This window comes from Actinacidiphila epipremni (assembly GCF_012034175.1).
Classification (GTDB): Bacteria; Actinomycetota; Actinomycetes; order Streptomycetales; family Streptomycetaceae; genus Actinacidiphila; species Actinacidiphila epipremni.
On sequence record NZ_JAATEJ010000004.1, the window covers coordinates 177,360 to 202,918 of the forward strand.

Here is a 25,559-nt window from a genome sequence, read left to right on the forward strand (position 1 = left end):
CTGGACACCTCCGCCATCATCGACAAGACGCCGCCGCCGGCCGCGACCGGCATCCGCACCAGCCGCGGCTACCGGGTCTTCCAGGTCGTCAACACGGTGATCCTGCTGGGCGTCGTCGTCGTGACGCTCTACCCGATCGTCAACATCGTCGCCCGCTCCTTCAGCGGCGACGGCTACATCCGCTCCGGCAAGGTCAACCTCTGGCCGCGCGGCTTCAACCTCACGACCTACAAGGCCGTGATGACCAACGCGATGTTCTGGACGGACTACCGCAACACGGTCGTCTACACCGTCGTCGCCACGGTCGTCGCCATGGTGCTGACCACCTGCTACGCGTACGTGCTGTCCAAGAAGGACCTGCGCGGGCGCGGGGTGCTGGTCGGTGTCGCGGTCTTCACGATGTTCTTCTCCGGCGGCCTGATCCCCAACTACGTGCTGGTCACCACGCTCGGCCTGAAGAACAGCGTGTGGGCCATCGCGCTGCCCAACGCCATCAGCGTGTTCAACCTGCTGGTGATGAAGGCGTTCTTCGAGGGACTGCCGCAGGAGCTGGAGGAGGCCGCCGCGATCGACGGCCTGAGCACGTACGGCACCCTGTGGCGCGTGGTGCTGCCGCTGTCCAAGGCGGTGCTGGCCACCATGGTCCTCTTCTACGCGGTCTCCTTCTGGAACTCGTGGTTCACCGCGTTCCTCTACATGGACCACTCCGACCTCATGCCGGTCACGGTCTACCTGCGCAACCTGATCGCCGGGGCCACCAACGCCACCTCCGTCGGCTTCAGCGAGGCGGACGCGACCGCGGTCGGCGCGAACATCCAGGCCGTGACGATCGTGCTGACCACCCTTCCGATCCTGGTCGTCTACCCCTTCGTCCAGCGCTACTTCGTCTCCGGAGTCACGCTCGGCGCCGTCAAGGGCTGACGGCCGGCCCTGCCCTGCCCACCTCGCGCGCACATCCCTCCCACACCCGAACTCCCGCACCTGGCGGGAATGGAGTCCTCAATGAACAACATCTCCCGGCGGTCGATGCTCCTCTCGCTGGGCGCCACGCTCGGCGCGGCCACCCTGGGCCTGACCGGCTGCAGCAGCGACGGCGGCGACGACAAGAAGGGCTCGGACCTGTCGAAGAACAGAGCCGACGCCATGGACAAGTTCGGCGTCGGCGACCAGTTCAAGGCGACCAGCCCGGTCACCTTCACCACACTGCTCAACGACAACCCCGGCTACCCGGAGAAGAGCAACTGGCTGTTCTGGACGGAACTCGCCAAGCGCACCAACGTCACCCTCAAGCCGACCGTGGTGCCGCTGAGCGACTACGAGAACAAGCGCAGCGTCATCATCGGCGCCGGCGACGCCCCGTTCCTGATCCCCAAGACCTACCCGGGCCAGGAGGCGCCGTTCGTCGCGTCCGGCGCGATCCTCGCGGTCAGCGACTACGTGGACCTGCTGCCCAACTACCGGGACAAGGTCGCCAAGTGGAACCTCCAGGGCGACGTCGACACCGTCCTGCAGGACGACGGCAAGTACTACGTCCTGCCGGGCCTGCACCAGGACGTGTGGATCGACTACACCTTCGCGATCCGCAGCGACATCCTCGACCAGCTCGGCCTGCAGATGCCCAAGACGCTGGACGACCTGCACAACGCCCTCAAGGCGATGAAGGCCGCGCACCCCGACCGGTACCCGATGACCGACCGGTGGAGCCAGCCCACCCCGGGCGGCGCGATGCTGCAGACCTTCGGGCAGGCCTTCGGCGCCGGTTACGGCGGCGGCTGGGGCTACGCCAACGCCACGTACGACGGCGGGTCCGACAAGTTCGTGCTGACCGGCGCGATGGACCAGTACAAGGCGATGATCGACTACACCCGCACCCTGGTCGCCGAGAAGCTGCTCGACCCCGAGAGCTTCACCCAGAGCGACGACCAGGCCAACGCGAAGTTCACCTCCGGCAAGTCCTTCGTCATCAGCACCAACGCCCAGGAGCTCGTCAACACCTACCGCCCCGGCCTGGCCAAGACCGACCCCAACGCCAAGGTCGTCAAGATGCCGGTGCCGGTCGGCCCGGCCGGCGAGGTCAAGGTGGGCCTGCGGCTGGAGAACGGCCTGATGATCTCCAAGAAGGCCCGCGACTCCAAGGACTTCGTCGCCCTGATGCAGTTCGTGGACTGGCTGTTCTACTCCGACGAGGGCCAGATCTTCGCCAAGTGGGGCGTGGAGAACGTCACGTACACCCGCGACGCGGCCGGCAACTTCAAGCTCACCAAGGACGTCGACTACGTCGGCCTGAACCCGACGGCGAGCAAGAAGCTCAACGCCGACTTCGGCTTCAGCAACGGCAACTTCGCCTACGGCGGCAGCACGCAGCTGCTGGAGTCCACCTTCTCCGAGGAGGAGAAGCAGTTCCAGGCGATCATGACCGCCCGCAAGACGCTGCCCGTGCCGCCGCCGCACCCGCTCAACGCCGACGAGCAGGAGCAGTTCGCGCTGTGGGAGGCGCCGCTGAAGGACTACGTCCAGCAGCAGACCCTCAAGTTCATCCTCGGCGAGCGGCCGATGAGCCAGTGGGACTCCTTCAAGAGCGAGCTCAAGGGCAAGAACGGCGACCAGTACCTGAGCCTGATCAACGGCGCGTACGACCGCTACAAGAGCAAGAAGAACGGCTCCGACAAGAGCTGACGCGCACAACTCCCGGTATTCCCCTGGTATTCCCCCTCGAACCGGCCGGCACCGGCGCACGCACCACCCACGAAGGACCACCACTGTGCGGATCTCAGTACCCGACCGGGCCACAGGCCGACTGACGGACGCGTGGCGCTTCTGCGTCGGGACCGGCCGGTTCGACCTCGCGCTGCGGCGCGACTACCAGGACTCCCTCGCCCTGGTCCAGCAGGACATCGGCTTCCGGCACATCAGGGGCCACGGCCTGCTGAGCGACCAGACCGCCGTCCACCGCCCGTACGAGCACGGCGGCGAGCGGCACGTACGGCACTCGTTCACGTACGTCGACCAGGTCGTCGACGCCTATCTCGACCTCGGCATCCGGCCGTTCGTCGAACTCGGCTTCATGCCCTCCGGTCTCGCCTCCGGCGAGCGGACCGTCTTCTGGTGGCAGGGCAACGTCACCCCGCCGCGCGACAGCCGCGAATGGGCCGACCTCGTCCGCGGCACCGTGCGGCACCTGGTCGACCGCTACGGCCTCGACGAGGTGTCCGGCTGGCCCATCGAGGTGTGGAACGAGCCCAACCTGCCCGACTTCTGGGCCGGCGACCAGGACGCCTACCACCGGCTCTACGAGGTCACCGCCGCGGCCGTCAAGGACGTGGACGCCGGCCTCAAGGTCGGCGGGCCCGCCCTCGCACCCGGCTACCAGCCGCACTGGATGACCGGCTTCGCCGACTTCGCCGAGACCAGCGGCGCCCCCGTCGACTTCGTCAGCCGGCACGCCTACACCACCGGGCCCGCCCAGCACGTCCCCTTCGGCGTCCACCAGACGCTCGGCCCCGCCTCGATGCTGCTGGCGCAGTTCGCCGCGCCCCGCGAGCAGCTGGCCGGCAGCAAGCTCGCCGGACTGCCGGTCCACATCACGGAGTTCAACTCCTCCTACCGGCCCGACAACCCGATCCACGACACCGCGCTGCACGCCGCCTACCTCGCGCCCGTGCTCGCCGCCGGCGGCGACCTCGTCGACTCCTTCTCCTACTGGACGTTCAGCGACATGTTCGAGGAAGCCGGCCCGCCCACCGCCCTCTTCCACGGCGGCTTCGGCCTGCTCACCCACCGGCAGATCAAGAAGCCCACCTACCACCTCTACGCATTCATGGCCCGCATGGGCGACGCCGTCCTGGCCCGCGGCACCGACCACCTCGTCACCCGCCACCCCGACGGCCGCGTCACCGTACTGGCCTGGGCGCCCGTCGACCACACCGGCACCGGCGAGGTCGTCGCCGGCCACACCGTACGGCTGTCGGTCCCGGTCGGCGGCCCCGGCACCGCCACCGCCTACGCGCACCGGTCCTCCGTCTCGGAGGAGGCCGGCAACGCGTGGGCCGCGTGGGCGCAGATGGGCCGGCCCCACTCGCCCGACCGCCGGCAACTGGCCGCGTTGCGGGAGGCCGCAGAGCCTTCCCGCTTCCACCGCGCGCTGCCCGTTGCCGGCGGGAGGGTCGCCTGCGACCTCGTGCTGGACCGCCACGAGGTGACGCTGCTCGAACTCACCCCCGTCACCGACCACACGCCCGCGTGGTGGGACGACCGCCGGCTGCTCGGCCTGGAACCCGAGGAGCCCAGCGCGCCGGGCGCCGGCCTGGAACCCGCCGCGCCGGGCGCATCCACCGCACCCACGGCGCCGGTCGCACCCTCAGCGCCCACGGCACCCACTGTATCCCCAGCACCCACCGCACCCGACGCTCCGGCAGGAGGCCCGGCATGAGCGCAGCGTCCGCAGCCCGCAGGGAGTTCGGCGAGGGGCCGCTGGCCCGCGCCGCCGCCCTCGTCTACAGCCTGCTCGTCATCGAGGTGCTGCTGCTGGTGGCGTGCGCCCCCGGCCTGCTGCTGCTCGGCCTGCTCGACCGGGACGCGAGCAACGTCCCGCTCGCCGCGCTGTGCGCCCTGCCCGCCGGGCCCGCCTGGTCCGCCGCCCTCTACGCCTGGCACCACCGCGGCCGTGACCTCGCCGAACTCCACCCGGCCCGCGGCTATGTGCGCGGCTACCGCACCGGTGCCGCCGACTCCCTCAAGGTGTGGGCGCCCTGGCTGGTCGGCATGGCGCTGATCGGCACCGTCCTCACCCACCGCGCCGCCGCCGGCATCCCCGCCTGGTGGGCCGGCCTGCTCGCCGTGCTCGCCGTCGTCTCCGCGCTGTGGGTGTCCAACGCCCTGGTCATCTCGGCGCTGTTCACCTTCCGCGGCGCCGACACCGCGCGCCTGGCCGGGTACTTCCTCGTCCGCGGCGTCAAGGCGACCGCCGGCAACCTGTGCCTGTTCGCCGCCGCGGTCGCCGTGACCGCGGCCGGCGCACAGGTGCTGCCGTTCCTGCTCGGCTCGGTGTGCGCCGCCGCCGTGCTGCTCAACAGCCGCCGGATGATCGCCGACATCCGCGAGGACTTCACCGCATGACGCTGCCCGCCACCCCGCGCACGCCCTTCGGCGGCGACTACAACCCCGAGCAGTGGCCCGAGCAGGTGTGGAAGGACGACCACCGGCTCTTCGACGCCGCCCGCATCGACACCCTCACCGTCGGCGTCTTCACCTGGGCGCTCACCCAACCGGCCGAGGACACCTACGACTTCGGCATCCTGGACCGGATCGTCACCGAGGCGGAGGCCCACGGCCGCCGTATCGTGCTGGCCACCGGCACGGGCGCCCACCCCGCCTGGCTCGCCCGCGCCCACCCCGAGGTCACCCGCACCGACTTCGAGGGCCGCAAGCACCGCTACGGCCAGCGCCACAACTCCTGCCCCAACTCCCCGGTCTTCCGCCGCCTTTCGGCCGCGCTCGCCGGCCGCGTCGCCGAACGCTACGCGCACCGCCCGGCCGTCATCGCCTGGCACATCGGCAACGAATACGGCGGCGCCTGCTACTGCGACCTGTGCGCGGCCGGCTTCCGCACCTGGCTGCGGGAGAAGTACGGCACCCTGGCCGCCCTCAACTCCGCCTGGTACACGACCTTCTGGTCGCACACCTTCCACGACTGGGACGAGATCGAACCGCCGTCCGCGCTCACCGAGCACTGGCGCGGCCCCGACCACACCGCCTTCCAGGGCATCACCCTGGACTACCTGCGCTTCATGTCCGACGCGATGCTCCGCAACTTCCGCGACGAGAAGGCCGCGATCCGCCGGCACAGCCCCGACACCCCCGTCACCACCAACTTCATGGGCATGTACCGCCCGATCGACTACCACCGCTGGGCCCCGCACCTGGACTTCGCCTCCTGGGACGCCTACCCGCCCGAGGACGCCCACCCCTCCTGGGCCGCCCTCAGCCACGACCTGATGCGTGGCCTCAAGGCCGGCCGGCCGTTCTGGCTCATGGAGCAGGCCCCCACCACCACCGCGTGCCGCGACGTCAACCCGGTCAAGCGCCCCGGCGTCATGCGGCTGCACAGCTGGCAGGCCGTCGCGCACGGCGCCGACGCCGTCCTCTACTTCCAGATGCGCGCCTCCCGCGGCGCCAGCGAGAAGCTCTTCGGCGCCGTCATCAACCACGCCGGCCGCGACGACACCCGGGTCTTCCGCGAAGTCGCCGCGCTCGGCGCGGAGTTGGAGCGCTTCGGCCCGGTGGCGCTGGGCGCACGTACCCCCGCGCGGGTCGCGCTGCTCTTCGACTGGGACAGTTGGTGGGCCCTGGAGATCTCCGACGGCCCCTCCCGCCTGGTGCGCTACCAGCATGTCGTGCTCGGCTACTACCGCGCCCTGTGGGAGGCGGGCGTCGACATCGACGTCGTCCCCGTCACCGCCGACCTCACCGGTTACGACGTCGTCGTGGCCCCGGCGTTGCACATGGTCAAGGGCGACCTCGCGCAGCGCCTCGAAGCGGTCGCCCGGCGCGGCGGATCGGTGCTCGCCACGTACCTCTCGGCCCGGGTCGACGAGGACGACAACGCGTTCCTCGCCGACGTGCCCGGCCCGCTGGGGCGCCTGATGGGCATCCGGATCGACGAATGGGACGCCCGGGAGGCCGACTTCGGCAACCCCGTTCACCTGGCCGGCGGTCAACTCGAAACGGCCGCCCGCCTTGTCTTCGAGATCATCACCCCGCAAGGAGCCGACGTCCTCGGCACCTACCAGGCCGACTTCTACGCGGGCACCCCCGCCGTCACCCGCAACGCCTTCGGCGCGGGCCACGGCTGGTACGTCGGCACCGACCTGGACCAGGACGGCATCGACTGGACCGTCCGCCAGGTCCTCGACACCCACGGCCTGGCCGGCCGGCACCGCGACCAGCCGCTGCTGGAGTCCGCCGCCCGGGTCGCCCCCGACGGCACCCGGCTGCTCTTCCTGCTCAACCACGCCGCCGACCCGCTCACCGTCCCGGCCACGACCGGCGGCACCGACCTACTCACCGGCGAGACCTTCACCACCGGGGAGCCGATCACCCTCGACGGCCGCGGGGTGCGGGTGCTGCGCGAGAACTGACCGCCGCACCCCCGGCCTTGGACGCCGCCGCCCCGCAACGGGACGGCGGCGTCGCCGACTTCACGGCGTCACGGGATCAACCGCCCGTGCGCGTCCGGCACTCCCGACTTCCGCCAGAAGTACGCGTTGACCTGGTCGCGCCACTCCCCGGCGCACCGCACCTGCTCGTCCAGCCGCTCCAGCACCCGCGCGTACAGGCTCGCGTCCACCAGCCCCGTCCCCGCCAACTCCGCCCAGCGCGCCCGCATCTCCGCCGCCTCCTCCGCGCCGGCGAAGTGCGTGTCGTAGATGTGCTGGATCACCGTCACGCCCGACCCCAGCACATGCCCGTACGGCACATGGTGGAAGAACAGCAGCAGCTCGTCCGGGCACGTCTCCCGCGCCTCGTACACCTCGGCCCACGCCGCCGGATACTGCCCGGTGTACCCCGTACCGGTCGCCCGGGTACGGTCCACCCCCACGCCGTCCCGGTCGGCGTAGTGGTACGTCCCCCACGGCGTGTACTCGTACCCGTCGACATCCGGCCCGTAGTGATGCCCCGGCCGCACCATGAACCCGACGCCCAGCGGCGCGGTGTAGCGCTCGTACGTCCGCCACGAGCCGTCCATCACCGCGTGCAGCGTGCTCCGCAGCGGCGCCGCGTCCCGCGACAGCAGCGGCACGAACGTCAGGTCGATCCACTCGTCCAGCAGCGCCACCGGATCGGCCGCCGGATCCCACGCGAGCCGCCCGAACGCGTAGAGGTTGGCCTGCGCGAGCGGATGCCCCGTCCAATAGGCGTCGTCCCCCACATTGGACACGGCGACCAGCCCGCCGCCCGCCGTCGGATCCGCGACGAGGTCCGCGACGCTCTTCCCGCCCTCCCCCCACGGCCCAAACCCCAGCACCTCGCGCCACATCGGCCCGAGGTAGCACACATGCCGCTGCTGCCCGGTGTACTCCTGCGTCACCTGCAACTCCACCGCGAGCCGGGTCCTCGGCATCGCCGCGATCACCGGCGAGACCGGCTCCCGGGTCTGGAAGTCCATCGGCCCGTGCTTGACCTGGAGCACCACATTCGCCGCGAACTCCCCGTCCTGCGGGGCGAAATGGTCGTACGCCGCCCGGGCCCGGTCCGTCGTGCGGTCCCGCCAGTCCTGCCGGTGGTCGTAGACGAACGCCCGCCAGTGCACCTGCCCGCCGTACGGCCGGAGGGCCGCGGCGAGCATGTTCGCCCCGTCCGCATGCGTCCGCCCGTACGCGAACGGCCCCGGCTGCCCCTCGGAGTCCGCCTTCACGACGAACCCCCCGAAGTCCGGAATCGCCGCGTACACCCGGCCGGCCGCCGCCGCCCACCACGCCCTGACGCCCTCGTCCAGCGGGTCGGCGGTCTCCAGGTCGCCCAGCACCACGGGCGAGGCGAAGTTCACCGAGAGGTGCAGACGTATCCCGTACGGGCGGAAGGCGTCCGCCAACTCCGCGACGTCCGCCAGCCGTTCGGTGAGCAGGCGGGTCTCGGCGGCCTGCACGTTGACGTTGTTGACGCTCACGGCGTTGATCCCCACCGCCGCCAGCAGCCGGGCGTACGCCCGCACCCGCGGCAGATCCCGGCGGGCCTCACCGTCCCGCCAGAAGATCGACCCGCCCGCATAGCCGCGCTCCACATGCCCCATCACCGGATGCGCGGTGAGGTTGTCCCAATGGTCGAGCATCCGGCTCCGCAACGCCGGCACATGCGCCCGCGCCGCGAGCTCCCCCCGGAACGCGGACTCCCCGAGCCGTACGAGGTGGAACAGCCCGTACAGCAACCCGGCGCCCCCCTCCGCGACAACCACGGTCACGCCCTCCACCCGCCCGACCAGAAACCCCTCCCCCCCGAGCGCACCCCCCTCATACCCCGCGAGCACCCCCGCCGCCTCCCCCACGAGCGGCTGCGCCCCGGCCAGCGCGAACACGACGTCATACCCCGTGCCCGTCCCCACAAGCCCCCCGCCGTACACCCCGGTCGCCCCCTCGACCTCCCGCCGCACGGTCTCGACCAGCTCCCCCTCGCCCTGCACGACAACCCGCCGCGTCCCGATGGGCCGAAACGCCTCGGAGGGGAGCCAGGCGGCGTGTACGTCGGTCGCTATGTCCATGCTCACGGAATTCCGTCTCCCTCACTCGACGCCTGCGGCGCCACGCTTTGACGTCGAATCTACCCAGGCGGAATAGGCGGGTAAATGGCCTGGTGGGGGGAGGTGCAAATGTTATTGCCCGGCGAAAACTTTCGAAGCGCAGCGTAATTTTTTACCCGGCGCATGACCCGAGCCCCGCGGAATTCTCGCCCCCGTGGGGGGCTTGCCCGCCGTCGCGTGCTTTCCGCCCGTGCGTGGCGCCCGCGCCTGCGGCGCGGGGTCTACCCACCCCCAGCCACCCGTGCGAGTGAGTGGGCGGGTGCGGGTCTCCTTGTGGGGCTTGCGCGCCGTCGGGGGCTCTCCGTCCGTGGGTGGTGCCCGCGCCTGCGGCGCGGGGTGTCCCCACCCCCGGCCACCCGTGCGGGTGGGTGGGCGGGTGCGGGTCCTCCTGTGGCCCTTCCCCGCCGTCGGGGGCTCTCCGCCCGTGCAGACGAGCCAGCACCGGCACCACAAGGCCAGCGCACACCCACCCCCAACCGGCAGAGAGCACCGGCGGCGTACCCACCCCACCGGCGGAAAGCCGCCAGCGTAAGTCGGAAGGGGCCGCGTACCCACACCGGCGGGGAGCCGCCGACGGGGGCGGGAGGGACGGCGCACCCCCACCGGCGGAGAGCAGCCGACCGGCGGCGGGAGGGACGGCTTACCCCACCCACCCCCGCCCCCACCAGCGGAAAGCCGCCGACGGACGGGCGGGAGGGGGTGATCCGGGGGGTGCCCCCGCAGGACTGCGCACGACGAGAGGGTGCCGGACTCGGACGCAGGTCATGGTGTGCAGTCCGAGGAGGTACCCCCCGGAGCGCCCCCGACCAACCCACGCACCAGGCACGGCGCCCTCAGCCGAGGGTGACCGTGCGGGCCCACTCAGGAGGGGGCCAAGGTTCCCATTCCGGGTCGTCCTCCGGGGCCGCGCCCGCACCGCGGGGGAAGTGGCCGATGACCGCGCCGCAGGCGCGGGCGCCACGCACGGGCGGAGAGCACGCGACGGCGCGCAAGCCCCACGAGGGGACCCGGACCCGCCCACACGCTCGCACGGGTGGCTGGGGGTGGGTCCCCCCACCGGCGGGGCCCAGCGGGGCGAGCGAGGGGGAGGGGGCGGGGCGGGGCGGGGGAGGTTGGCGCGGTAGAGGGCGTGGTGCGTGCGGGCTGCGGCGGCAGCCGTGAGCTCGTCGCGGAGGAGGGCCGCGGGGCCCAGGAGGGATTCGACCGCGGCGAGGGCGCCCCGGGCGTCGCCGTGGTCGAGGGCGGTGCGGCGCCCGGGCCCGAGGCGTACGGCGACGGGGCCCGTGGTGCCCTCGGCCCGGCGGAGCAGTTGCGCTTCGGCGGCCCAGCGGTGGACCGCGGGTCCGAGGGAGCCGGGGGCGCCGGCCCCTCCGGTGCGCCCGCGCAGCTCATGCGCGCGTGCGGCGTCCCAGAGGTGGCGGTGCAGGTCGAGCCGGAAGCGGCGGCTGGGCAGGGGGTGCGGGTGGGCGCGCGTGGCGGCCTCGGCCTGCGCGCGGGTACGGGTGAGCTCGCGCCGGCCATCCCACAGGGCGAGCCCGATGCGCTGGCCCGCAGCCGCGCGCAGGGGCGGGGTCTTGGCCACAAGGTGCAGCGGTGGGCCGTCGCCGGTGTCGTAGCGGGCCAGCGGCACGGTCACGCCGGGCCGCAGCAGCCCGTCCGGCGCGATCCGCGGCATGTGCCAGCGCAGCAGGTCGGGCGCCAACTGCCGCAGGTCCGCGCGGACTTGGTGGGCCAGGGCCCACCCGTGCGTACGGGCGACGGAGCGCGGGGTGAAGTCGATGTCGAAGCCGGCGACGGCACACGCGCCGGCCCAGTCGCCGACGCGTCGGCGGGCGGTGGCGGCCTCGATCATCAGGGGCGGCACGGCGTAACGCCGCACGTGCAGCCAGAGGTTGAGCCGGGAATCCTCATGCGCGGTGAACGTGCCCATCAGCACTCACCGTTCGCGAAGAGGTCCCCCAATCCTGCAAGAGGAGAAGTAGTCATCCCGCTCACCGTAGGCGACCGCCGCCCCGCTTGTCAGTCCCCTTCCGGCCCGTCACGTCACACGCCCGGGCCCACCCGGCTCGCGCGCCCGCGGTGGGGCTACTCGCCGGCGATGAGGAGGCGGTAGCCGTAGTCCATGGTGTCGCGGGTGAGAAGGTCGGCGTGCCGGGTGTGCCAGGCGCCGGTGGTGAGGTCGGCCTCCAGACGGGCCATGGCGGGGAGGACGACCTCCGGGGGGAGCGTGGCGAAGGTGGAGGAGGCCAGGCGGAGGGCGGGGTCGAGGAAGAGGTGGGGGCGGCGCCAGAAGGCGATCTGGAAGGCGTCGGTGAAGTCGTGCGGGATGGGGAAGGGCAGCACCGTGTGGGCGCCGAGGGCGGTGGCGATGTCGGCGATCCGGGGGAAGCGGGCGAGTTCCATGGTGCGGATCTCGGGGAGGTAGTCCTCCAACAGCCAGAGCAAAGGCCGGTGTTCGGGGTCCCAGGTGAAGACGACCTGGCGGCGGGCGACCCGGCGCATCTCGGCGAAGCCGGCCGCAGGGTCCGGCCAGTGGTGGAGGGTCATGACGGCCATCGCCGCGTCGAACGAGGCGTCGGGGAAGGGGAGATGATCCGCGGTCGCCTTCACCTTCGTTGCGGTGTCGGGGTGTTGGTCGAGCATGACCTGGGAGGGGTCGACCGCCGTCACCTCCGCGTCGGCGGGCTCGTACGAGCCGGTGCCCGCGCCGACGTTGACGACCGTACGGGCGCCGGCGAGCGCCTCGCCGATCAGGGCGTGCAGCCGCGGGTCGGGGCGGCGGACGGCGCGGTAGCCGACGCCGATGCTGTCGTACGCGGCGGGGCGCGGGGACTTCGTCGTGTGGTCCATGACGGGAGTCCAGCAGTCGGCGGCGGGCGGCGGCCAGAGATTCCGGGTGGGCCGAATGTTGCTCCCCCGAACCGGCGTACCGGCTCCTCGCACGGGCGTCCGAGGGGCTGCCGCGGTCACGGCGGGCTCACGGATCGGACTCCGGACGGGATCTGAGTACGGGTACGGATACCGGGCCGCCCGGCCACCGCACACAATGCGCATATGGCCACGTCCGCGGACACCACCCGTACGCAGCCGGCGCCCGGCGGCGCGCGGCGCAAGGTCGTCACGCTCCTGGTGCTGGCGGCGCTGCTCCTGCTGCCGCTGGTCATCGGGCTGTGGACGATGGCGGAGAACGCCGAGCACCACAAGAGCGCCACCGACTGGCAGAGCAACCACAGCGCGCGGGTCGCCCTGGAGAACGCCGCCTCGCTGCTGTTCTTCGTGCCGCTGGGCACGACCCTGCTCGGCTGGGGCACCGCCGCGCTGTTCCGGCGGCGGCAGGGCGTCGGGGCGGCCTGGGGGGCGTTCCTCGGCGCGCTGGGGCTGTGGGGCGCGCTCGTCGTCGGCTTCTACATCGCCCTCAGCCACGCCACGTTCGTCTTCTGAGCAGCCACGCCACGTTCGTCTTCTGAGCCGTGTGCCGCGGCCGGCTCACAGGCCCAGGTCGAGGGCCAGGCACGAGTAGGAGATCAGCGAGCCCGCCGCCGCGTAGGCGTCCCGCGCCGGGTCCTTGGGCACGACCTGCTCCTCGACCATGTCCTCGAACCGCACCCGGCCCGGCAGGCTGCCGAACCGGGCCCGCCGCGCCGCCGCCGAGGGGTCCGCGCCCGCCTCCACCGTGCCTACCGCGCCCGCCGCGCCCCGCGCGTCCTGCCGTACGACCTTCACGCTCGCCGCTGCTCCCATGACGGGCCTCCGCTCGGTGCCGGTGCTCTGGCCTGGTTGCCGGTATCACCGTCCCATCCGTCGCGTCACCTGTCAAGCCGGTGACGCGTCCGGGTCCGGCGTGGCGATGCCGGTGAGCAGGTTGCGGACGAGGGTGCCCGCGAAGTCAGCGTCCAGCGGGCGGGCCGGCAGCAGCAGGCGGTGGTAGCACGCGCCCCACAGCTGGTCGACGACGCTCTCCAGGTCGGTGCCGGCCCGGATCTGCCCGGCTTCCTGCGCCGACCGCAGCCGCCGTACGGCAAGCGCCCGGCGCGGCAGCGTGTAGCGCTCATTGAGCGCGGCGGCCAGGTCCGGGTCGGACTGGGCGGCGCCGATCAGCTCGGCGATGACCTGGCCGTTGCCCGGCGAGGTGAGGAAGCCGGTGAAGGCGCGCAGTTGGCGGGTGAGGTCGGCGGCGAGGTCGCCGGTGTCGTCGAAGCGGAGGGTCTGCTCGGTCGCCGCGAAGTACGCGTCGAAGGCGAGCGCGCCGGGGGAGGGCCACCACTTGTAGAGGGTCATCTTGCTGGCGCCGGCCCGCGCGGCGACCTTCTCGAAGGTGATGTCGCGCAGCCCGTTCTCCAGCAGCATCGCGCCGGCCGCCGCGAGGACGGCACCGCGTACTTCTGCGGCCGGGCGGCGGCCCCGGCCGGGGCGGGCGGCGGGTGGTGGCGGTGCGGGCATCGGGATCCTCCCGGGTGCGGTTGCATTATATGGACGGTCAGTCTACATTCGGAGATGTGGACGACCCGTCCATAAGATAAGCACACCAGAAAGCCGGCTGGGCCTGGCCGGACCCGACCGAGCGCTACCGGGTCCTCGGACCCGGCCGGCGCGCCACCGCAGCGAGGAGACCGCCATGACCACCACCCCGCAGCCTGCGACCGGCGGCCGGGTCGCCCTTGTCACCGGCGGCTCCGGCGGCATCGGCCGCGCCGTCGCGGAACGGCTCGCCGCCGACGGCCAGTCCGTCGCCCTGCTCTACAGCGGCGGCGCCCGCCGCGCCGAGGAAGCGCTCGCCGCGGTCGAGGCGGCGGCCTCCGGCGCGGCCCTGCGCGCCGGCGCTGCGGCCGGCGCCCCGGTCCCGCGCGCCCTCGCGCTCCAGGCGGACATCGCCGACGAGACGCAGATGGCCGACGTCTTCGACCGCGTGGAGCGGGAGTTCGGCGGTATCGACGTCGTCGTCAACACCGCGGGCCTGATGCTGCTCGCGCCCGTCGCCGAGTTGGACCTCGCCGACCTCGACCGTATGCACCGGGTCAACATCCGCGGCACCTTCGTCGTCTCCCAACTCGCCGCCCGGCGGCTGCGACCGGGCGGCGCGCTGGTCAACTTCTCGACCTCCGTCACCCGGCTCCAGCAGCCCGGATACGCCGGCTACGCCGCGTCCAAGGGCGCCGTCGAGGCCATGACGCTGATCCTGGCCCGCGAACTGCGCGGCCGGGACATCACCGTCAACACCGTCGCGCCCGGCCCGACCGCGACCCCGCTCTTCCTCGACGGCAAGCCGCAGGAGCTCATCGACCACATCGCCGGCCTCAACCCGATGGAGCGCCTGGGCACCCCCGAGGACATCGCGGAGTCCGTCTCCTTCCTCGCCGGCCCGCACGGCCGCTGGACCAACGGCCAGACGCTGTACGTCAACGGCGGCGCGGCATAGCGCAGTTGCCGGCCTCAGCGGATGTCGTGCCCCGGGTGCGCCCGGTCGTAGCGCTGCCGGGCACCGGCGATGCCGTCGCGGTGGGCCAGCGACCAGTCGGCGAGCGCCTTGAGCAGATGCGTGAGGTCGGCGCCGGTGCCGGTCAGCCGGTAGTCGACCTGGGCCGGGACGGTCGGGTAGACGGTGCGCAGCAGCAGCCCGTCGCGCTCCAGGCGGCGCACGGTGAGGGTGAGCATGCGCTGCGAGATGCCGTCGATCGCGCGCTGCAGCTCATGGAACCGCCGCGGGCCGCCCGCGAGTTCGACGACCACGAGCACGGACCACTTGTCGCCGATCCGGTCCAGGACGTCGCGGATCCCGCAGTCCGGGTGGCCCTCGTAGCCGCATGGCTCCAACTCGGCGGGCAGCACGGCCGATTCACCGTCCACGGCGGCGACCCCGCCGACCGGGGCGGCGGTCTGCGCAGGGGTCTGCGCCGGGGCCGGCCCCGAGGTCTGTTCGACGAGAGCGGTGTGCGCGGCGGACATCGGACTGCCTCCTTGCGGCCGGGGCACGGCCCGGTCCGCGTACCAGCGTAGTTACCGGGGAGCCGCCGGTTCGCGCAGCCGGCTCAGCAGCTGGTCGCCGACCCGGGCGATCTCCGTGCGGTACGGGGTGTCGGACAGCACGAAGTGCGTGATGCCGAGGTCGCCGTACGCCCGCAGCGCCGCCGCGACCTCGTCGGGCGAGCCGACCAGCCACGTGGTTGCAGCGCCGCCGCCGCCGAAGCGGCCGGGCGCGGTGTAGAGGCAGGTGTCGAGCACCTCGCCGCGCTCGGCGAGGTCGTGCAGGCGCTGCTGGCCGACCGCGCGGCGGCGCTGCGGGGTGTTCGTGGAGTCGGCCTTCCCGGCGCGGGCGGCCATCGCGGCGACCTTCGCCTCCGCGTCCCGCCATGCCTCCTCCGAGGTGTCCCGTACCACCGTGGTGATCCGCAGCCCGAACTCCAGCGGCGCCAACTCCCGCCCCAGCGAGGCCGTCAGGCCGCGCAGCCGGTCGATGCGCTCGGCGACGCCGTCCAGCGGCTCACCCCAGAAGAGCTGTACGTCCGCCTCGGTCGCCGACACCTTCTCCGCGGCCGGCGACGCCCCGCCGAAGTACAGCCGCGGGGTGCGGCCCTCCCCGGCCCCGTAAGGGCGCGGGCTCACCGTGGAGTTCTCCACCCGGAAGAACTCGCCGTGGAAGGTGACGTCCTCCTGCGTCCACAACCGCCGTACCAGTTGCAGGAATTCGCGGGTGCGGTCGTAGCGCCGCGCCTGGTCGGTCTGCCCGTCGCCGTACGCGGCGGCGTTGTCGAGGCCGCTGACGATGTTGACCAGCAACCGGCCCTGGCTGAGCCGGTCGAGGGTCGCGGCGGCGCTCGCGAAGTGCGCGGGCTGCCAGTAGCCGGGGCGGATCGCCACCAGCGGCTTGAAGGTGGTGGTACGGGCGGCGAGCGCGGTGGCGACCGTGAAGGTGTCGGGGCGGCCCCATCCGGTGCCGACGAGGGCGCCGCCCCAGCCGTGGTCCTCGGCGGCGCGGGCCAGTTCGGTGGAGAAGTCCAGGGTGCCCCAGCCGGTCGTGGTGTCGTCGCCGCGGTGGCCCGGCTCCACGGTGTTGGGGATATACCAGAGAAATTCGTGGCTCATGCCGGAACTCCGATGCGTGTGGGCAGGGCAGGGCGGTGCCCGGGCGCATGGGCGGCCGGGGCGTACGGACGGGGCGGCGCGGGCGGCGGCGACGCTGCGGGCACCGGGAAAGCGCCGGCCGGGGCCCTGACGCGGGGGCGCAGGACCGGTCGGCGGGAAGGACGGCAGAAGCGGCCTGGGAGCGGCGGGAGGCGGCGCAGAGGGTGCGCAAGCTCCCGCACGGGCGCCGAGGTTACGGGTGGGCGCGCATCACCGCGGGACAGCCGGGACGAGCGCGGGTGCCGGCGTCAGTCAGCCACGACACAGCGCGCTCGCCGACCGCAGAAGGTCGACGTGGCGGCGCGAGACCAGCCTCATACCCGTATGCACCCTGAAAAGATAATCGAACGCCCGGAGTCCTGGCAACGCCCGTCCGCGCCGGCTCCCCGCCCGGCGCACCCCGCCACCGGGGCGTTCGCGTGCGGGTGAACGCGCGCGGCCGTTCGGGTGGATCGCCGCTCGTGGCACCCGCGGCCCCCGGACCGCCCCCGCTTGACTGTCCGCCGACGGGCGGCGACCGCCCCCGTCATCCGGACGGAATCCGCCCGCGCGTGGCCCGGTGTGCACCGGCGGACGCCGCCCGGGCGGGGAAAGGGACACTCGCGTGCGGGCAGGTCTGCGTCACTACGTCTGGAGCGCGATCGCATCGCTCCTGCTGGTCGGGTTCGGCCCGGCCACCGCCCACGCGGCGGACAGCCCCACCACCACCTCCCAGGCCGCGGCGCGCCCCGGGGCGAGCTGCCCCGTCGAGGGCCGCGACCGGTCGACGAGCACCGCGCCCAACCCGCCCCTGGAGCCGTACTTCCTGGCCGACTGGCGGCTCGGGCCGCGCGACCTGCCGCAGCAGGGCGGGATCGGCGCGATGCTGCGCGGCTACCACCGGGCCGGGCGGACCTCGCCGTACTGGTTCCTCGGCTGCTACTGGCAGACCGACCCGCAGACCGGCACCTCCGGCTGGTGGTACCCGGAGAAGAACGGCTTCGTCCTGGACCGGGACGGCAACCCGGTGGAGAAGCCGCTGACGCTCCAAGTCGGCCGGCTCGTCGACCTGTTCGGCAGCGGGCGCGGCAACTTCCTCGCGCCCGCGGGCACTCCGTACGCCAAGCGGGCCATCCCGCCGAGCAACCTCGACGAGTACACCACCGCCTACCCCAGCAGCTACCACCTCTACCGGGTGACGGCGCCGATCACCGTCGAAGCCGGCCCGATCCGGCCGTGGTTCGGGCAGCCGGGCCTCGGCGAGCAGTACATGACGAGCGAGCCGATCCCGCAGCTGGTCAGCGAGCACAGCCTCGCCGCGCTCAACTGACAGGCCCTGTACGGGGGTTGCCGGCCGAGATGCGCCGGCCGGCAACTCTCACCGGCCGGCAACCTCACAGGCCCGTGACGGAGCTGGCCGCGGTGATGTCGTAGACCAGCTCGATCTCCCGCCGCTCCCCGGGGCCGAGGCCCAGGGTGTAGCGGGCGACCCCCTCGGAGTCCACGCCGTCCGGCGCCGGCCGGCACTCGCTGCCGCGCAGCGCGACCTCGACCGCCGACACCTCCGAGACCGGCACTCGCTCCCGTACGGTGATGGTCCGCTCCGGGGCGCCGGCGGTCGCGTCCAGCCGGGAGACGAACAGCCGCACCCGGCGGGTGACCACCGTGCGCTGGTTGATCGCGGCCAGGCCCGTGGTGTCGCGGGACTCCTCGGTGTGGCGGACCACCCGGAAGGTGTCCTCGCTGCCGAACGGCACCGTGAACTCCTCGCCGGCGCCCGCGAATTCGAGCCTGCCGCGGCCCACGAAGCCGCTGCCGCGCACCAGGTCGACAGGGCCGGCGAGCAGCACGTGCCCGGAGGTGTTGGCCAGCCGCGCCACCGTCACGACCAGCGGCGACAGTTCGGGCGCGCAGGTGTTCTCCACCTCGCAGGGCGCGGTGAAGGCCGTCAGGTGCACGCGGTGCGGGCGGTTGCCGGACGGCACGGTCACCGGGTGCGGGGCGCGCAGCACGCGTACGTCGCCGCCGTCGCCGATGCCCGGCAGCGCGGCGGGCCCGCCGGCCGCGGCGGCGCCCACGTCCCGGATCTCCTCCTCGCGCAGGTCCACCTCGACCGTGCGCCGCTCCTCGGCCGAGCGGTCCCGCAACGTCAGGACGTCGTCGGCGAGTTCCGGCGGGGTCGCGGCGAGCGTGGGTCGGGCGGTGGACAGCGTCAGCCGCACCCCGGTCCAGTCCTCGCCGGTCTGCTGCCACACGAAGGCGTCCGTCTCCAGATGGACGGCGGCCCGGTCGTCGGCGAGCGTGGCCCGGTAGGCGGGCCGCCACAGCGCGCACGGCACGAGCGCGCTCACATGCAGCTCCGCCGCGCCGTCGCGCTCGGCCTCGACCACCAGGTCGAGATACGCGGTCAGTTGCTGCGGCTCGCTCTCGGCCGCCTTCAGCGCCTCGCGGGTCTCCCGCAGTTCCTCGCCGATGTCGTGCAACCGGCGGCGCAGCTTGAGCAGTTCGGCGATGCGCGGCTCGGCCTCGCTCTCCACCCGGTCCAGCCGGTCGGCCCACCGCTCCGGGTCGGCGTCGCCGCCGCCCGCGCCCTGCCGGATGTCGCGGTAGAGGTCGTCGCGGGCCTGCCCGACGACCTCCAGCGCCGCCTCCAGCCGCTGCCGCAGCAGCTTGGCCTCGGCCGACTCCCGCTCCAGCGCGTGCACTTCGCGGCGCAGCTCGGACGCGTCACGGCCGGGTTCGCCGGGCGGCACCGGGGTGTAGCGGCGCACCACCCGGGCGTCCACGACCCGGGCGCCGGCGTCCGCGCCTTCGGGAGCGGCGAAGTCGGCGCGCAGCGAGCGGTCGACGGTGAGCGGGGTGACCGGGCCGATCCGCAACCGGCCGACACCGGCGGTGAGTTCGACCTCGCCGGTCCGCTCGACCTGGGCGCGGTCCTCCATGCACGTCACGGCGGTGACCGGCAGCGCGGTCAGGCCGGCGAGGTCCGGCGCCACGGCGCCGGCGCTGCCCGCCGCTTCGCCGGCGTCGGCGTCGGCGCCGGTGTCCCCGAACAGGGCGTCGTCCACGGTCAGTTCCTCCGGTTTCCGCCGACGACGGCCTTGCCCGCGGGCAGCCGTACCGCATAGCCCCCGGTGAGGGTCGCGGTGCCGCCCGGCTCCAGCGCGACCCGCCAACTGCGCAGGCCCCGCACGTACTCGTCCTCCTGCCCCGCCACCGGGCGCTCGGCGGGCGTCCACGGCGGGGACGCCTTGTGCTCGTCGATCCGTACGTCCTTGTCCGCGGTCACCGGTACGCGCTCGCGCACCTGCACCGTGACCGGGTACGGCAGCCGGTTCGCCACGTCGACCTCGACGGTGTGCTCCAGCACGGTCGTGCCGCCGCGCAGGCCCGCCGTCGACTCGTGCATGTGCGCCCGGCGCGCGACCTTCACGCTCTCCGCGACGCCGAGGCCCACCGACTCGCGCCGGCCCGGCGCGAGCGTCGGCAGCGGGGCGGTCAGCACGAAGTCGCCGTCCACCATGACGTCCACGGGCCCGGCCAGCAGCGCGTGCGGCGAGGTGTTGGTGAGCAGGACGGTGCCGAAGACCGCCGGGTCCACGGCGGGGACGGTCACGTACTCGAACTCGGTGCTGACCGGCACCTCGCTGACCGGCACGGTGTGCCAGCGGCCGTCCGCCGCGACGTCCACGGGTGCGGCGGTGTCGAAGCGGTAGTCGAAGGAGCCCGCGGAGCTGCGCACGTCCACCGCGTGCGCGGGCCGCGGCAGGCGGGCGACGGAGGCCGCGCGCAGCCGGTACTCCGCGGCGACGGGGTGCGCCACCGTCGAGGGCCGCAGGGTGCCCCGGCGGTCCTCGCCCGCGTCGGGCCCGGCGAGGGTGAGCCGGGCGTAGTCCAGCAGGTCCGCGCCGGGCGCGGCGGTGCCCGGCGGCTCGGGGCTCACGTCGGCGAAGCCTTCGGCGGCCGGAGCGAAGGCCGCGGCCCGGGTCCTGGCGGCCTTGCGGGACACCGGGGCGCTCGCCGCCGGGGCCCCGGGCTGCGCCATGGGCGCGGGCGGCGGCGGGGGCGCCCCGAAGGAGGGCGGCGGCGGGGGCGCGCCGATCGGCCCTCCGCCGCCGACCGCCCCCAGGAGCAGCCCGCCGGGCCCCTCGTCGGCGCTCGCCGCCGCGTAGGCGGTGCCGTAGCGGGTGCCCGGCGCAGGCTCCTCGGCGTGGAAGACGACCCGCTCGCCACCGCGGAGCCTGAGGGGGACGGCGGCGGCGTCGTAGCCGGCGAAGAGGTCCGCGAGCCCGGCCGGCGGCTCCCGCCAGCTCAGCGCCGCCGGCTCCGCCTGCCGCCGCCCGATCCGCAGCGACCGCAACTCCGGGAGGTCCGCCCGGCGCAGCAGGTCCGCGGTCGACAGGCCGAGCCGCACCCCGCTCCAGTCCTCCCCGGTCCGCTGTGCGACGGTCGCCCGCAGCACGAGCGTGCCCTGCCCGCTGCGCCCGTCGAGCCGCAGCTGGTACACGGGCAGCCAACAGGCCCCGGGCACGTGGTATTCGAGGTCCAGCTCCACGGCCCGAGCCGCGCCGGCAGCCTCCCCGTCCGCGGCCGAGCCCTCTGCTTCCGCTGCTTCCTGTGCCCCGATCAGCGTCACCAGGGCCGTCACCGAGGGCGAGGTGCGGCCGGTGTCGAGGGCGGAGGACGCCTCGTCCATGCGGTGCTGGAGGACGTCCGACGCGTGCGTGGCCCGCTCCAGTTCGTCCTCGGCCTCGCGCAGCCGGCGGTGCAGTGCGGCCAGCCGGGAGTCGACGAAGCTCGCGAGGGCGAGGATGGACTCGACGGGCGCCCAGCGCGGCGGGTCGCCGCGACGGGGGGCCGGGGGCTCGGCGCGCAGGGCGGCGACCTCGGCGATCTCCTTCCGCAGCCGGTCGGTACGGTCCCGCAGCCGCGCCTGGCGGTCTTCGGCGTCCTCGAAGTCCAGCCGCAGCCCCGGCAGTTCGTCGCCGCGCCGGAGCGTCGCACCGTACTCGACGCGGATGTCGGCGATCCGCAGCCCCGCCGGCCCGGCGGATATCCGGCCCCGCAGCGAATCCTCGTGGAGCGAGACGGGCAGCCCCGTGACGCGCACCACGACCGGGCCGCCGGCGTCCGGACTCCCCGCCCCCGGCGGGACGTCGAAGCGGGCGCGCCGCGTGCAGACCGCGCCCGCGGCATGCACCACGACCGTGGTGATCTCGGACGGCGCCACCGGCCCGTCCACCGGTGTCTCGCGCGTGCCGGCGCCCACCGTGCCTCCCCTTCCGGCCGGTGTGCCGCCCCGGTGCGCCACCGGTCGGGCCCGGGCCGTGATCCCGTCCGTACCCTAGCCGACCCCCGCCGGGCCCGAAGCGCGAATGCCCCGGGGCGCGTTCAGCCCACCGGCGGGGCCTGCGCGGGCCATTTGACGGCCAGCACCGCCGGGTTGCCGCGGGCCGTCAGCCGGATGATCGGTATCGGCTTGCCCACCGGGTTCGAACCGGTCTTGCTGGTCTGGTAGTTGGCGGTGAAGCCGATCGGCCCGCTCGACCCGTAGACGGCGCCGCCGCCCTGGATCGCGCCGAGTTCGTTGAGGACGGCGTCCGGCTCCGGCTGGTCCTGGTTGGTGAGCCGGATCGCGGTCACCGCGGTGAGCGTCGCGTCGTACGCCATCATCGCGTTGCCGTCACCGAGGTAGCCGTGCGGGAAGAGCGGCGTGAAGGCCCCCGAGAAGGTCGCGAAACCCTCGGCGCCGTCCCGCTGCTGCTCGCTGTGCCCGGCGTCGTGCGCGACGCCCGCGCTCCACTCGCCGGGGTGCGCGACGCCGGCGTAGTCGACGGTGACGTGCCCGCTCGCGAGGTCGGCGCGCAGCTGCGGGCTGTCGGGCAGGTTGGTGACGTCGTCGCCGCTGACGATCCTGATCTTCTTGTCCAGGCACGTGTTGGAGAAGGCGTGCACGAGCACGCCGATGTCCTGCCCGCGCCCGGCGAAGAGCACCACCGCGGGCTGCGCGGAGCAGATGTTGGTGGTCATCTGGGCGATACGCGTGGCCACTTCGGTCTGGTGCCGCTGCCGCTCGTCCGCGCTCTGCCCGTCCCGGTCCCGCTCGGAGGTGTCGTACGGCTCCACGCCGACGATCTGGTGGCCCGGGATCGCGGAGAACTTCTTGAAGCCGCTGACGAGCGTGACGTCGTAGCTGTCGCCGGTGTTGCCGTCCTCGACGAGCACCGCCCGCTTGTAGTCGGACTGCACGTACGCCAGCGCCGCCGCCGCGTTGTCGGCGTTGCTGGGCGAGGCGCGCACAAAGCCCTTGATGTTGTCGTAGTTGTCGGAGGTGAGCGTGGCGCCGAACGCCGGGATGTCGTGCGTGGTGAGGTCCCGGATGGCGCTCTCCGTGCCGCTCAGGCTCAGCCCGAAGCCGGCGACGGCGGCGATGTGCTGCTTGCCGCCGTCCTCGATCGCGGAGACCGCGGTCTGCCAGCCGTTGGCCTGGTAGCCGTCGCTGCCGATGAGCAGCTGGATGTACGGGGTCAGGCCCTTGACGTTGTTGCGGTTGGCGTAGTGCTGGGCGGTGTAGGCGCCCTGCAACTGCTCCAGGGCGTTGGGCATCGACATGATGCTGCCCTTGTCCGGCGATATCGGCAGCAGCAGCACGACGCTGACGTAGTTGGTCGGGTGCTCCTTGACGACGCTGCGGTTCTCCTGGCGGATCGTGTCCTCGACGTCCCGCAGCGAGGAGTGGAAGACGTACGCGCCGTCGGTGATGCCGACGCACTCGCCGTTGGAGCCGTGGTGCGTGACGCTCGTCGCGCCCTTGTGCATGCAGGACTTGCCGAGCAGGTGGTTCACGGGGACGTAGATCCCGTACGCGACCGCGCCGAGCGCGAGTACGCACGCCCCGGCGAGCAACCGCCGTGCGGCGACGGGCAGATGGGCGACGTACGAGCGGGCGTAGGCGAGGGGACGTGCCACGATTGGACCTGCTTTCTCTTTTGGGCGGACATTCCTCCTCGCGCCCTGCGCGAACGGCTTCGTGCCTCAGCCGCCCACTCCGGCCGCTCGCTCGTCAGTCCTTCCAAGCGCTCTCGACCCGGCGGTACTTCCCCGCCTGCTGGTAAAGAACCTCGTTGTCGTCGGTGATCTCGGCCAGGTGGTCGTACTCGGTGGCGATCGTGTGGGCGAGCTGGTGGGCCGGGTCGAAGCAGCGGTCGGCGTGCAGCCAGCGGGCCACCGTCAGGCGGGTGATGGCGCGGCGGCGGTTGCGGGCCTCGGCGGGGCCGGCCAGCGAGGTGACGTAGGAGCGCGGGTCCAGCCGGGTGGTGAGGCGGTTGGGCGCGGCGGTGACCTGCTCCAGGACGCGCAGCCACTGCGTGGTGGGCCCGCGGCCGAACTCCTCGTCCAGGTAGGCCGTGACGGTCGTGAGCGGTTCGCGGCGGCCGGGTTCGGCCTGCGCGAGGGTGTGCAGGTGGCGCAGCGGTGTCTGCGCGGGTCGGCTGTAGTGGGCGACGTACCCCATGTGCACGTCCTGCCAGGTGCCGGCCGAGCGGCCGAGCCAGCGGCGCAGCAGCAGTGCGGCCAGCGGGTGCAGGCGTACCGCCTCGCCGTCCTCGGTCTCCTCCAGCCACATCGCGTCGCGCAGGGCGAGTTGGGCGGCGTCGGCGTCGTAGCCGGTCCATCCCAGGTACTGGAGCGTGGAGTTGCACGCCCCGCGGCGCAGTCCGGGTGTCGCGGCGAGCACCGCCATGACGTTGAGCTCCCGGTTGTCGTCGGGCCGCAGGACCCCACCGGGTGTGCTGGTGAGCCGGTCGGTGAAGGCGCGGCGCAGCAGGTAGTCCTCGACGGTGGTGTCCGCGCGGGGCGGTGGCGGCCAGTCGTCGGGCAGCGGGTGGGCGTCGTCGACGAGCCGGGCGTCGAGCAGCCGGCGCGGGTCGAAGGGGGCGGGCGGGTCCGCGGCCGGGCGCTGCCCTGCCGTACCCGGGTGGTGCGCGCTCGGGGGCGGGAGTTGCGGCTCGGCCGGCGGGGTGCGGCCGAAGCCGGCCAGCAGGTGGGCGAGCCGGTCGGTGGACTCCGGGTGGCCGCCGGTGAGTTCGTGCAGGAAGGTCGCGTCGTGCTTGTGCCGGCCGAGCACGCTGCTGGTGCACATCGCCAGCGCGTGCTCCTCATTGAGGTCGGACAGCGCCACCGGGTACCACCACACGGGGTGGTCCTCGCCGCCGGGCGCCAGCGGATGCCGGGTGCCGAAGGCCAGCCGCTCGTCGGTCGGGTCCAGCAGCCGGGCCGCCTCGGGCCGTACCCTGCCGCGCTGCACGGCCACCACCACGGCGGGGTCGGGGCGTTCGCCGGCCGCCGCGGCCTCCCGGCGGCCTTCCACGAGCATGTCCAGGAAGAGGTCCGCGGTGCTGCCGCCGGCGTCGTCGAGTAACAGCAGGCAGTTGCGGGGGCGTTGCATACGCGGCCAGGAGTCGTTGAAGTCGTGCCGCAGGTCGGCGAGCAGCGCCGCGCACAGGGTGCGGGCCACCAGGTGCCGCGGGAAGGCCGGCGAGTCCGGGGCCTGGTGCGCGCGGTAGAGCTGCCACGGCAGGTCCCACTCGCGGCGGCCCTCGCCGCGTGCGGCCAGCCAGCGCATCGCCACCGCGTCCTTGTGCCGCCCGACCGCGGTGTGCAGCGCGCCCAGCAGGCCGGTCAGGGCGTCCAGCAGCCCGCGCTGCTCGGGGCTGAGCAGCGGGGCGGCGCGGGTGCTCCAGTTGTCGAGCGCCGACTGCGTCTCGGCGTCCTGCGGGCGGGCCCGCATATAGGCGTCAAAGGCGGTCCGGCCGCCACCGGGGTCGACGAAGCTGAGCGCCTTGAGCACCATGACGGTGCGCGCGAAGTCGATCGGCCGGATGCCGGGGATGCGCCGGCCGAGCCCGCGCACCGCGGCCAGCGCGATGTCCTCGACGCCCTGCGCGGCGGCCAGGTCCAGCCGTACGCTCAGGCAGTCCTGGGCGAACTTCCCCCACAGCGCGTCCAGCAGCACCGTCCCGCCGGACCCGCGCGGCCCGGCGAGCAGCACGACCGGCGGTACGGCCGCCGGCACCCCGTGGCGTACGAGCGCGTCGCCGACGTAACTCACCACCCGCTCGCGCCCATGCAGCCTCGGCACTTGGCCTCGCCCCCCGTCGTCGCGCGCAGT

General features: G+C 73.5%; 19 protein-coding genes and 1 pseudogene. 8 read left to right on the top strand and 12 right to left on the bottom strand.

Annotated features, from left to right (window positions below; all coding sequences use genetic code 11):
* From HCN08_RS08010 to HCN08_RS08030, 5 genes are all read left to right on the top strand, one after another.
* Positions 1-921, top strand: a complete 921-nt coding sequence (locus HCN08_RS08010) for a carbohydrate ABC transporter permease (RefSeq protein WP_206318539.1) — start codon at positions 1-3, stop codon at positions 919-921.
* A gap of 81 nt (positions 922-1,002) precedes the next feature.
* Entirely contained in the window at positions 1,003-2,676 is a 1,674-nt protein-coding gene (locus tag HCN08_RS08015) for an ABC transporter substrate-binding protein (RefSeq protein WP_167982209.1), read from the top strand.
* Between the two features lie 85 nt (positions 2,677-2,761).
* The gene (locus HCN08_RS08020) at positions 2,762-4,429 is read left to right on the top strand and encodes a GH39 family glycosyl hydrolase (protein WP_167982210.1); all 1,668 of its coding nucleotides are present in this window, start codon (positions 2,762-2,764) and stop codon (positions 4,427-4,429) included.
* Positions 4,426-5,115 carry a hypothetical protein gene (locus tag HCN08_RS08025; RefSeq protein ID WP_167982211.1) on the top strand — a complete coding sequence of 230 codons (690 nt, stop codon included), beginning with the start codon at positions 4,426-4,428 and terminating at the stop codon, positions 5,113-5,115. The genes HCN08_RS08020 and HCN08_RS08025 overlap by 4 nt, the downstream gene beginning before the upstream one ends.
* Positions 5,112-7,136, top strand: a complete 2,025-nt coding sequence (locus HCN08_RS08030; RefSeq protein ID WP_167982212.1) for a beta-galactosidase — start codon at positions 5,112-5,114, stop codon at positions 7,134-7,136. The genes HCN08_RS08025 and HCN08_RS08030 overlap by 4 nt, the downstream gene beginning before the upstream one ends.
* Positions 7,137-7,204: 68 nt before the next feature.
* On the opposite strand, the gene HCN08_RS08035 is transcribed toward HCN08_RS08030, so the two are convergent.
* The 3 genes and pseudogenes from HCN08_RS08035 to HCN08_RS08040 all read right to left on the bottom strand — a co-directional run bounded on the left by HCN08_RS08035 (position 7,205) and on the right by HCN08_RS08040 (position 12,142).
* Entirely contained in the window at positions 7,205-9,253 is a 2,049-nt protein-coding gene (locus HCN08_RS08035) for an alpha-glucuronidase (RefSeq protein WP_167982330.1), read from the bottom strand.
* A gap of 1,084 nt (positions 9,254-10,337) precedes the next feature.
* A pseudogene (locus HCN08_RS35140) lies at positions 10,338-11,222 on the bottom strand (hypothetical protein); the annotation flags it as partial.
* Between the two features lie 155 nt (positions 11,223-11,377).
* Entirely contained in the window at positions 11,378-12,142 is a 765-nt protein-coding gene (locus tag HCN08_RS08040; RefSeq protein WP_167982213.1) for a class I SAM-dependent methyltransferase, read from the bottom strand.
* A 204-nt stretch (positions 12,143-12,346) separates the two neighbouring features.
* Between HCN08_RS08040 and HCN08_RS08045 the strand changes: the two genes are divergently transcribed.
* A complete protein-coding gene (locus tag HCN08_RS08045) occupies positions 12,347-12,733 on the top strand; it encodes a hypothetical protein (RefSeq protein ID WP_167982214.1) in 387 nt (128 codons plus the stop codon).
* 45 nt (positions 12,734-12,778) lie between these two features.
* Here the strand turns inward: HCN08_RS08045 and HCN08_RS08050 are convergent, their stop codons facing one another.
* The gene (locus HCN08_RS08050) at positions 12,779-13,033 is read right to left on the bottom strand and encodes a hypothetical protein (RefSeq protein WP_206318555.1); all 255 of its coding nucleotides are present in this window, start codon (positions 13,031-13,033) and stop codon (positions 12,779-12,781) included.
* 72 nt (positions 13,034-13,105) lie between these two features.
* Entirely contained in the window at positions 13,106-13,732 is a 627-nt protein-coding gene (locus tag HCN08_RS08055; protein ID WP_167982215.1) for a TetR/AcrR family transcriptional regulator, read from the bottom strand.
* A gap of 175 nt (positions 13,733-13,907) precedes the next feature.
* Between HCN08_RS08055 and HCN08_RS08060 the strand changes: the two genes are divergently transcribed.
* Positions 13,908-14,708 carry an SDR family oxidoreductase gene (locus HCN08_RS08060; RefSeq protein WP_167982216.1) on the top strand — a complete coding sequence of 267 codons (801 nt, stop codon included), beginning with the start codon at positions 13,908-13,910 and terminating at the stop codon, positions 14,706-14,708.
* A gap of 14 nt (positions 14,709-14,722) precedes the next feature.
* Here HCN08_RS08060 and HCN08_RS08065 read toward each other — a convergent pair whose 3' ends face one another.
* The 3 genes from HCN08_RS08065 to HCN08_RS36875 form a co-directional block, all read right to left on the bottom strand.
* Positions 14,723-15,235 carry a winged helix-turn-helix transcriptional regulator gene (locus HCN08_RS08065; protein WP_167982217.1) on the bottom strand — a complete coding sequence of 171 codons (513 nt, stop codon included), beginning with the start codon at positions 15,233-15,235 and terminating at the stop codon, positions 14,723-14,725.
* Between the two features lie 51 nt (positions 15,236-15,286).
* On the bottom strand, positions 15,287-16,372 hold the full coding sequence (locus HCN08_RS08070; RefSeq protein WP_167982218.1) for an LLM class flavin-dependent oxidoreductase: 1,086 nt from the start codon (positions 16,370-16,372) through the stop codon (positions 15,287-15,289).
* A gap of 291 nt (positions 16,373-16,663) precedes the next feature.
* The gene (locus HCN08_RS36875; RefSeq protein WP_407648710.1) at positions 16,664-16,729 is read right to left on the bottom strand and encodes a putative leader peptide; all 66 of its coding nucleotides are present in this window, start codon (positions 16,727-16,729) and stop codon (positions 16,664-16,666) included.
* A gap of 286 nt (positions 16,730-17,015) precedes the next feature.
* Between HCN08_RS36875 and HCN08_RS08075 the strand changes: the two genes are divergently transcribed.
* Positions 17,016-17,720 carry a TNT domain-containing protein gene (locus HCN08_RS08075; RefSeq protein ID WP_167982219.1) on the top strand — a complete coding sequence of 235 codons (705 nt, stop codon included), beginning with the start codon at positions 17,016-17,018 and terminating at the stop codon, positions 17,718-17,720.
* Between the two features lie 64 nt (positions 17,721-17,784).
* Here the strand turns inward: HCN08_RS08075 and HCN08_RS08080 are convergent, their stop codons facing one another.
* The 4 genes from HCN08_RS08080 to HCN08_RS08095 all read right to left on the bottom strand — a co-directional run bounded on the left by HCN08_RS08080 (position 17,785) and on the right by HCN08_RS08095 (position 25,529).
* Positions 17,785-19,458 carry a DUF4139 domain-containing protein gene (locus HCN08_RS08080; protein WP_322974307.1) on the bottom strand — a complete coding sequence of 558 codons (1,674 nt, stop codon included), beginning with the start codon at positions 19,456-19,458 and terminating at the stop codon, positions 17,785-17,787.
* Positions 19,459-19,460: 2 nt separating this feature from the next.
* Entirely contained in the window at positions 19,461-21,659 is a 2,199-nt protein-coding gene (locus tag HCN08_RS08085) for a DUF4139 domain-containing protein (protein WP_322974308.1), read from the bottom strand.
* Positions 21,660-21,781: 122 nt separating this feature from the next.
* Entirely contained in the window at positions 21,782-23,359 is a 1,578-nt protein-coding gene (locus HCN08_RS08090; RefSeq protein ID WP_322974309.1) for a type 1 periplasmic-binding domain-containing protein, read from the bottom strand.
* Between the two features lie 94 nt (positions 23,360-23,453).
* Positions 23,454-25,529, bottom strand: coding sequence for an ATP-binding protein (locus HCN08_RS08095; RefSeq protein WP_167982220.1), 2,076 nt, complete (start codon positions 25,527-25,529; stop codon positions 23,454-23,456).
* Positions 25,530-25,559: the final 30 nt, after the last annotated feature.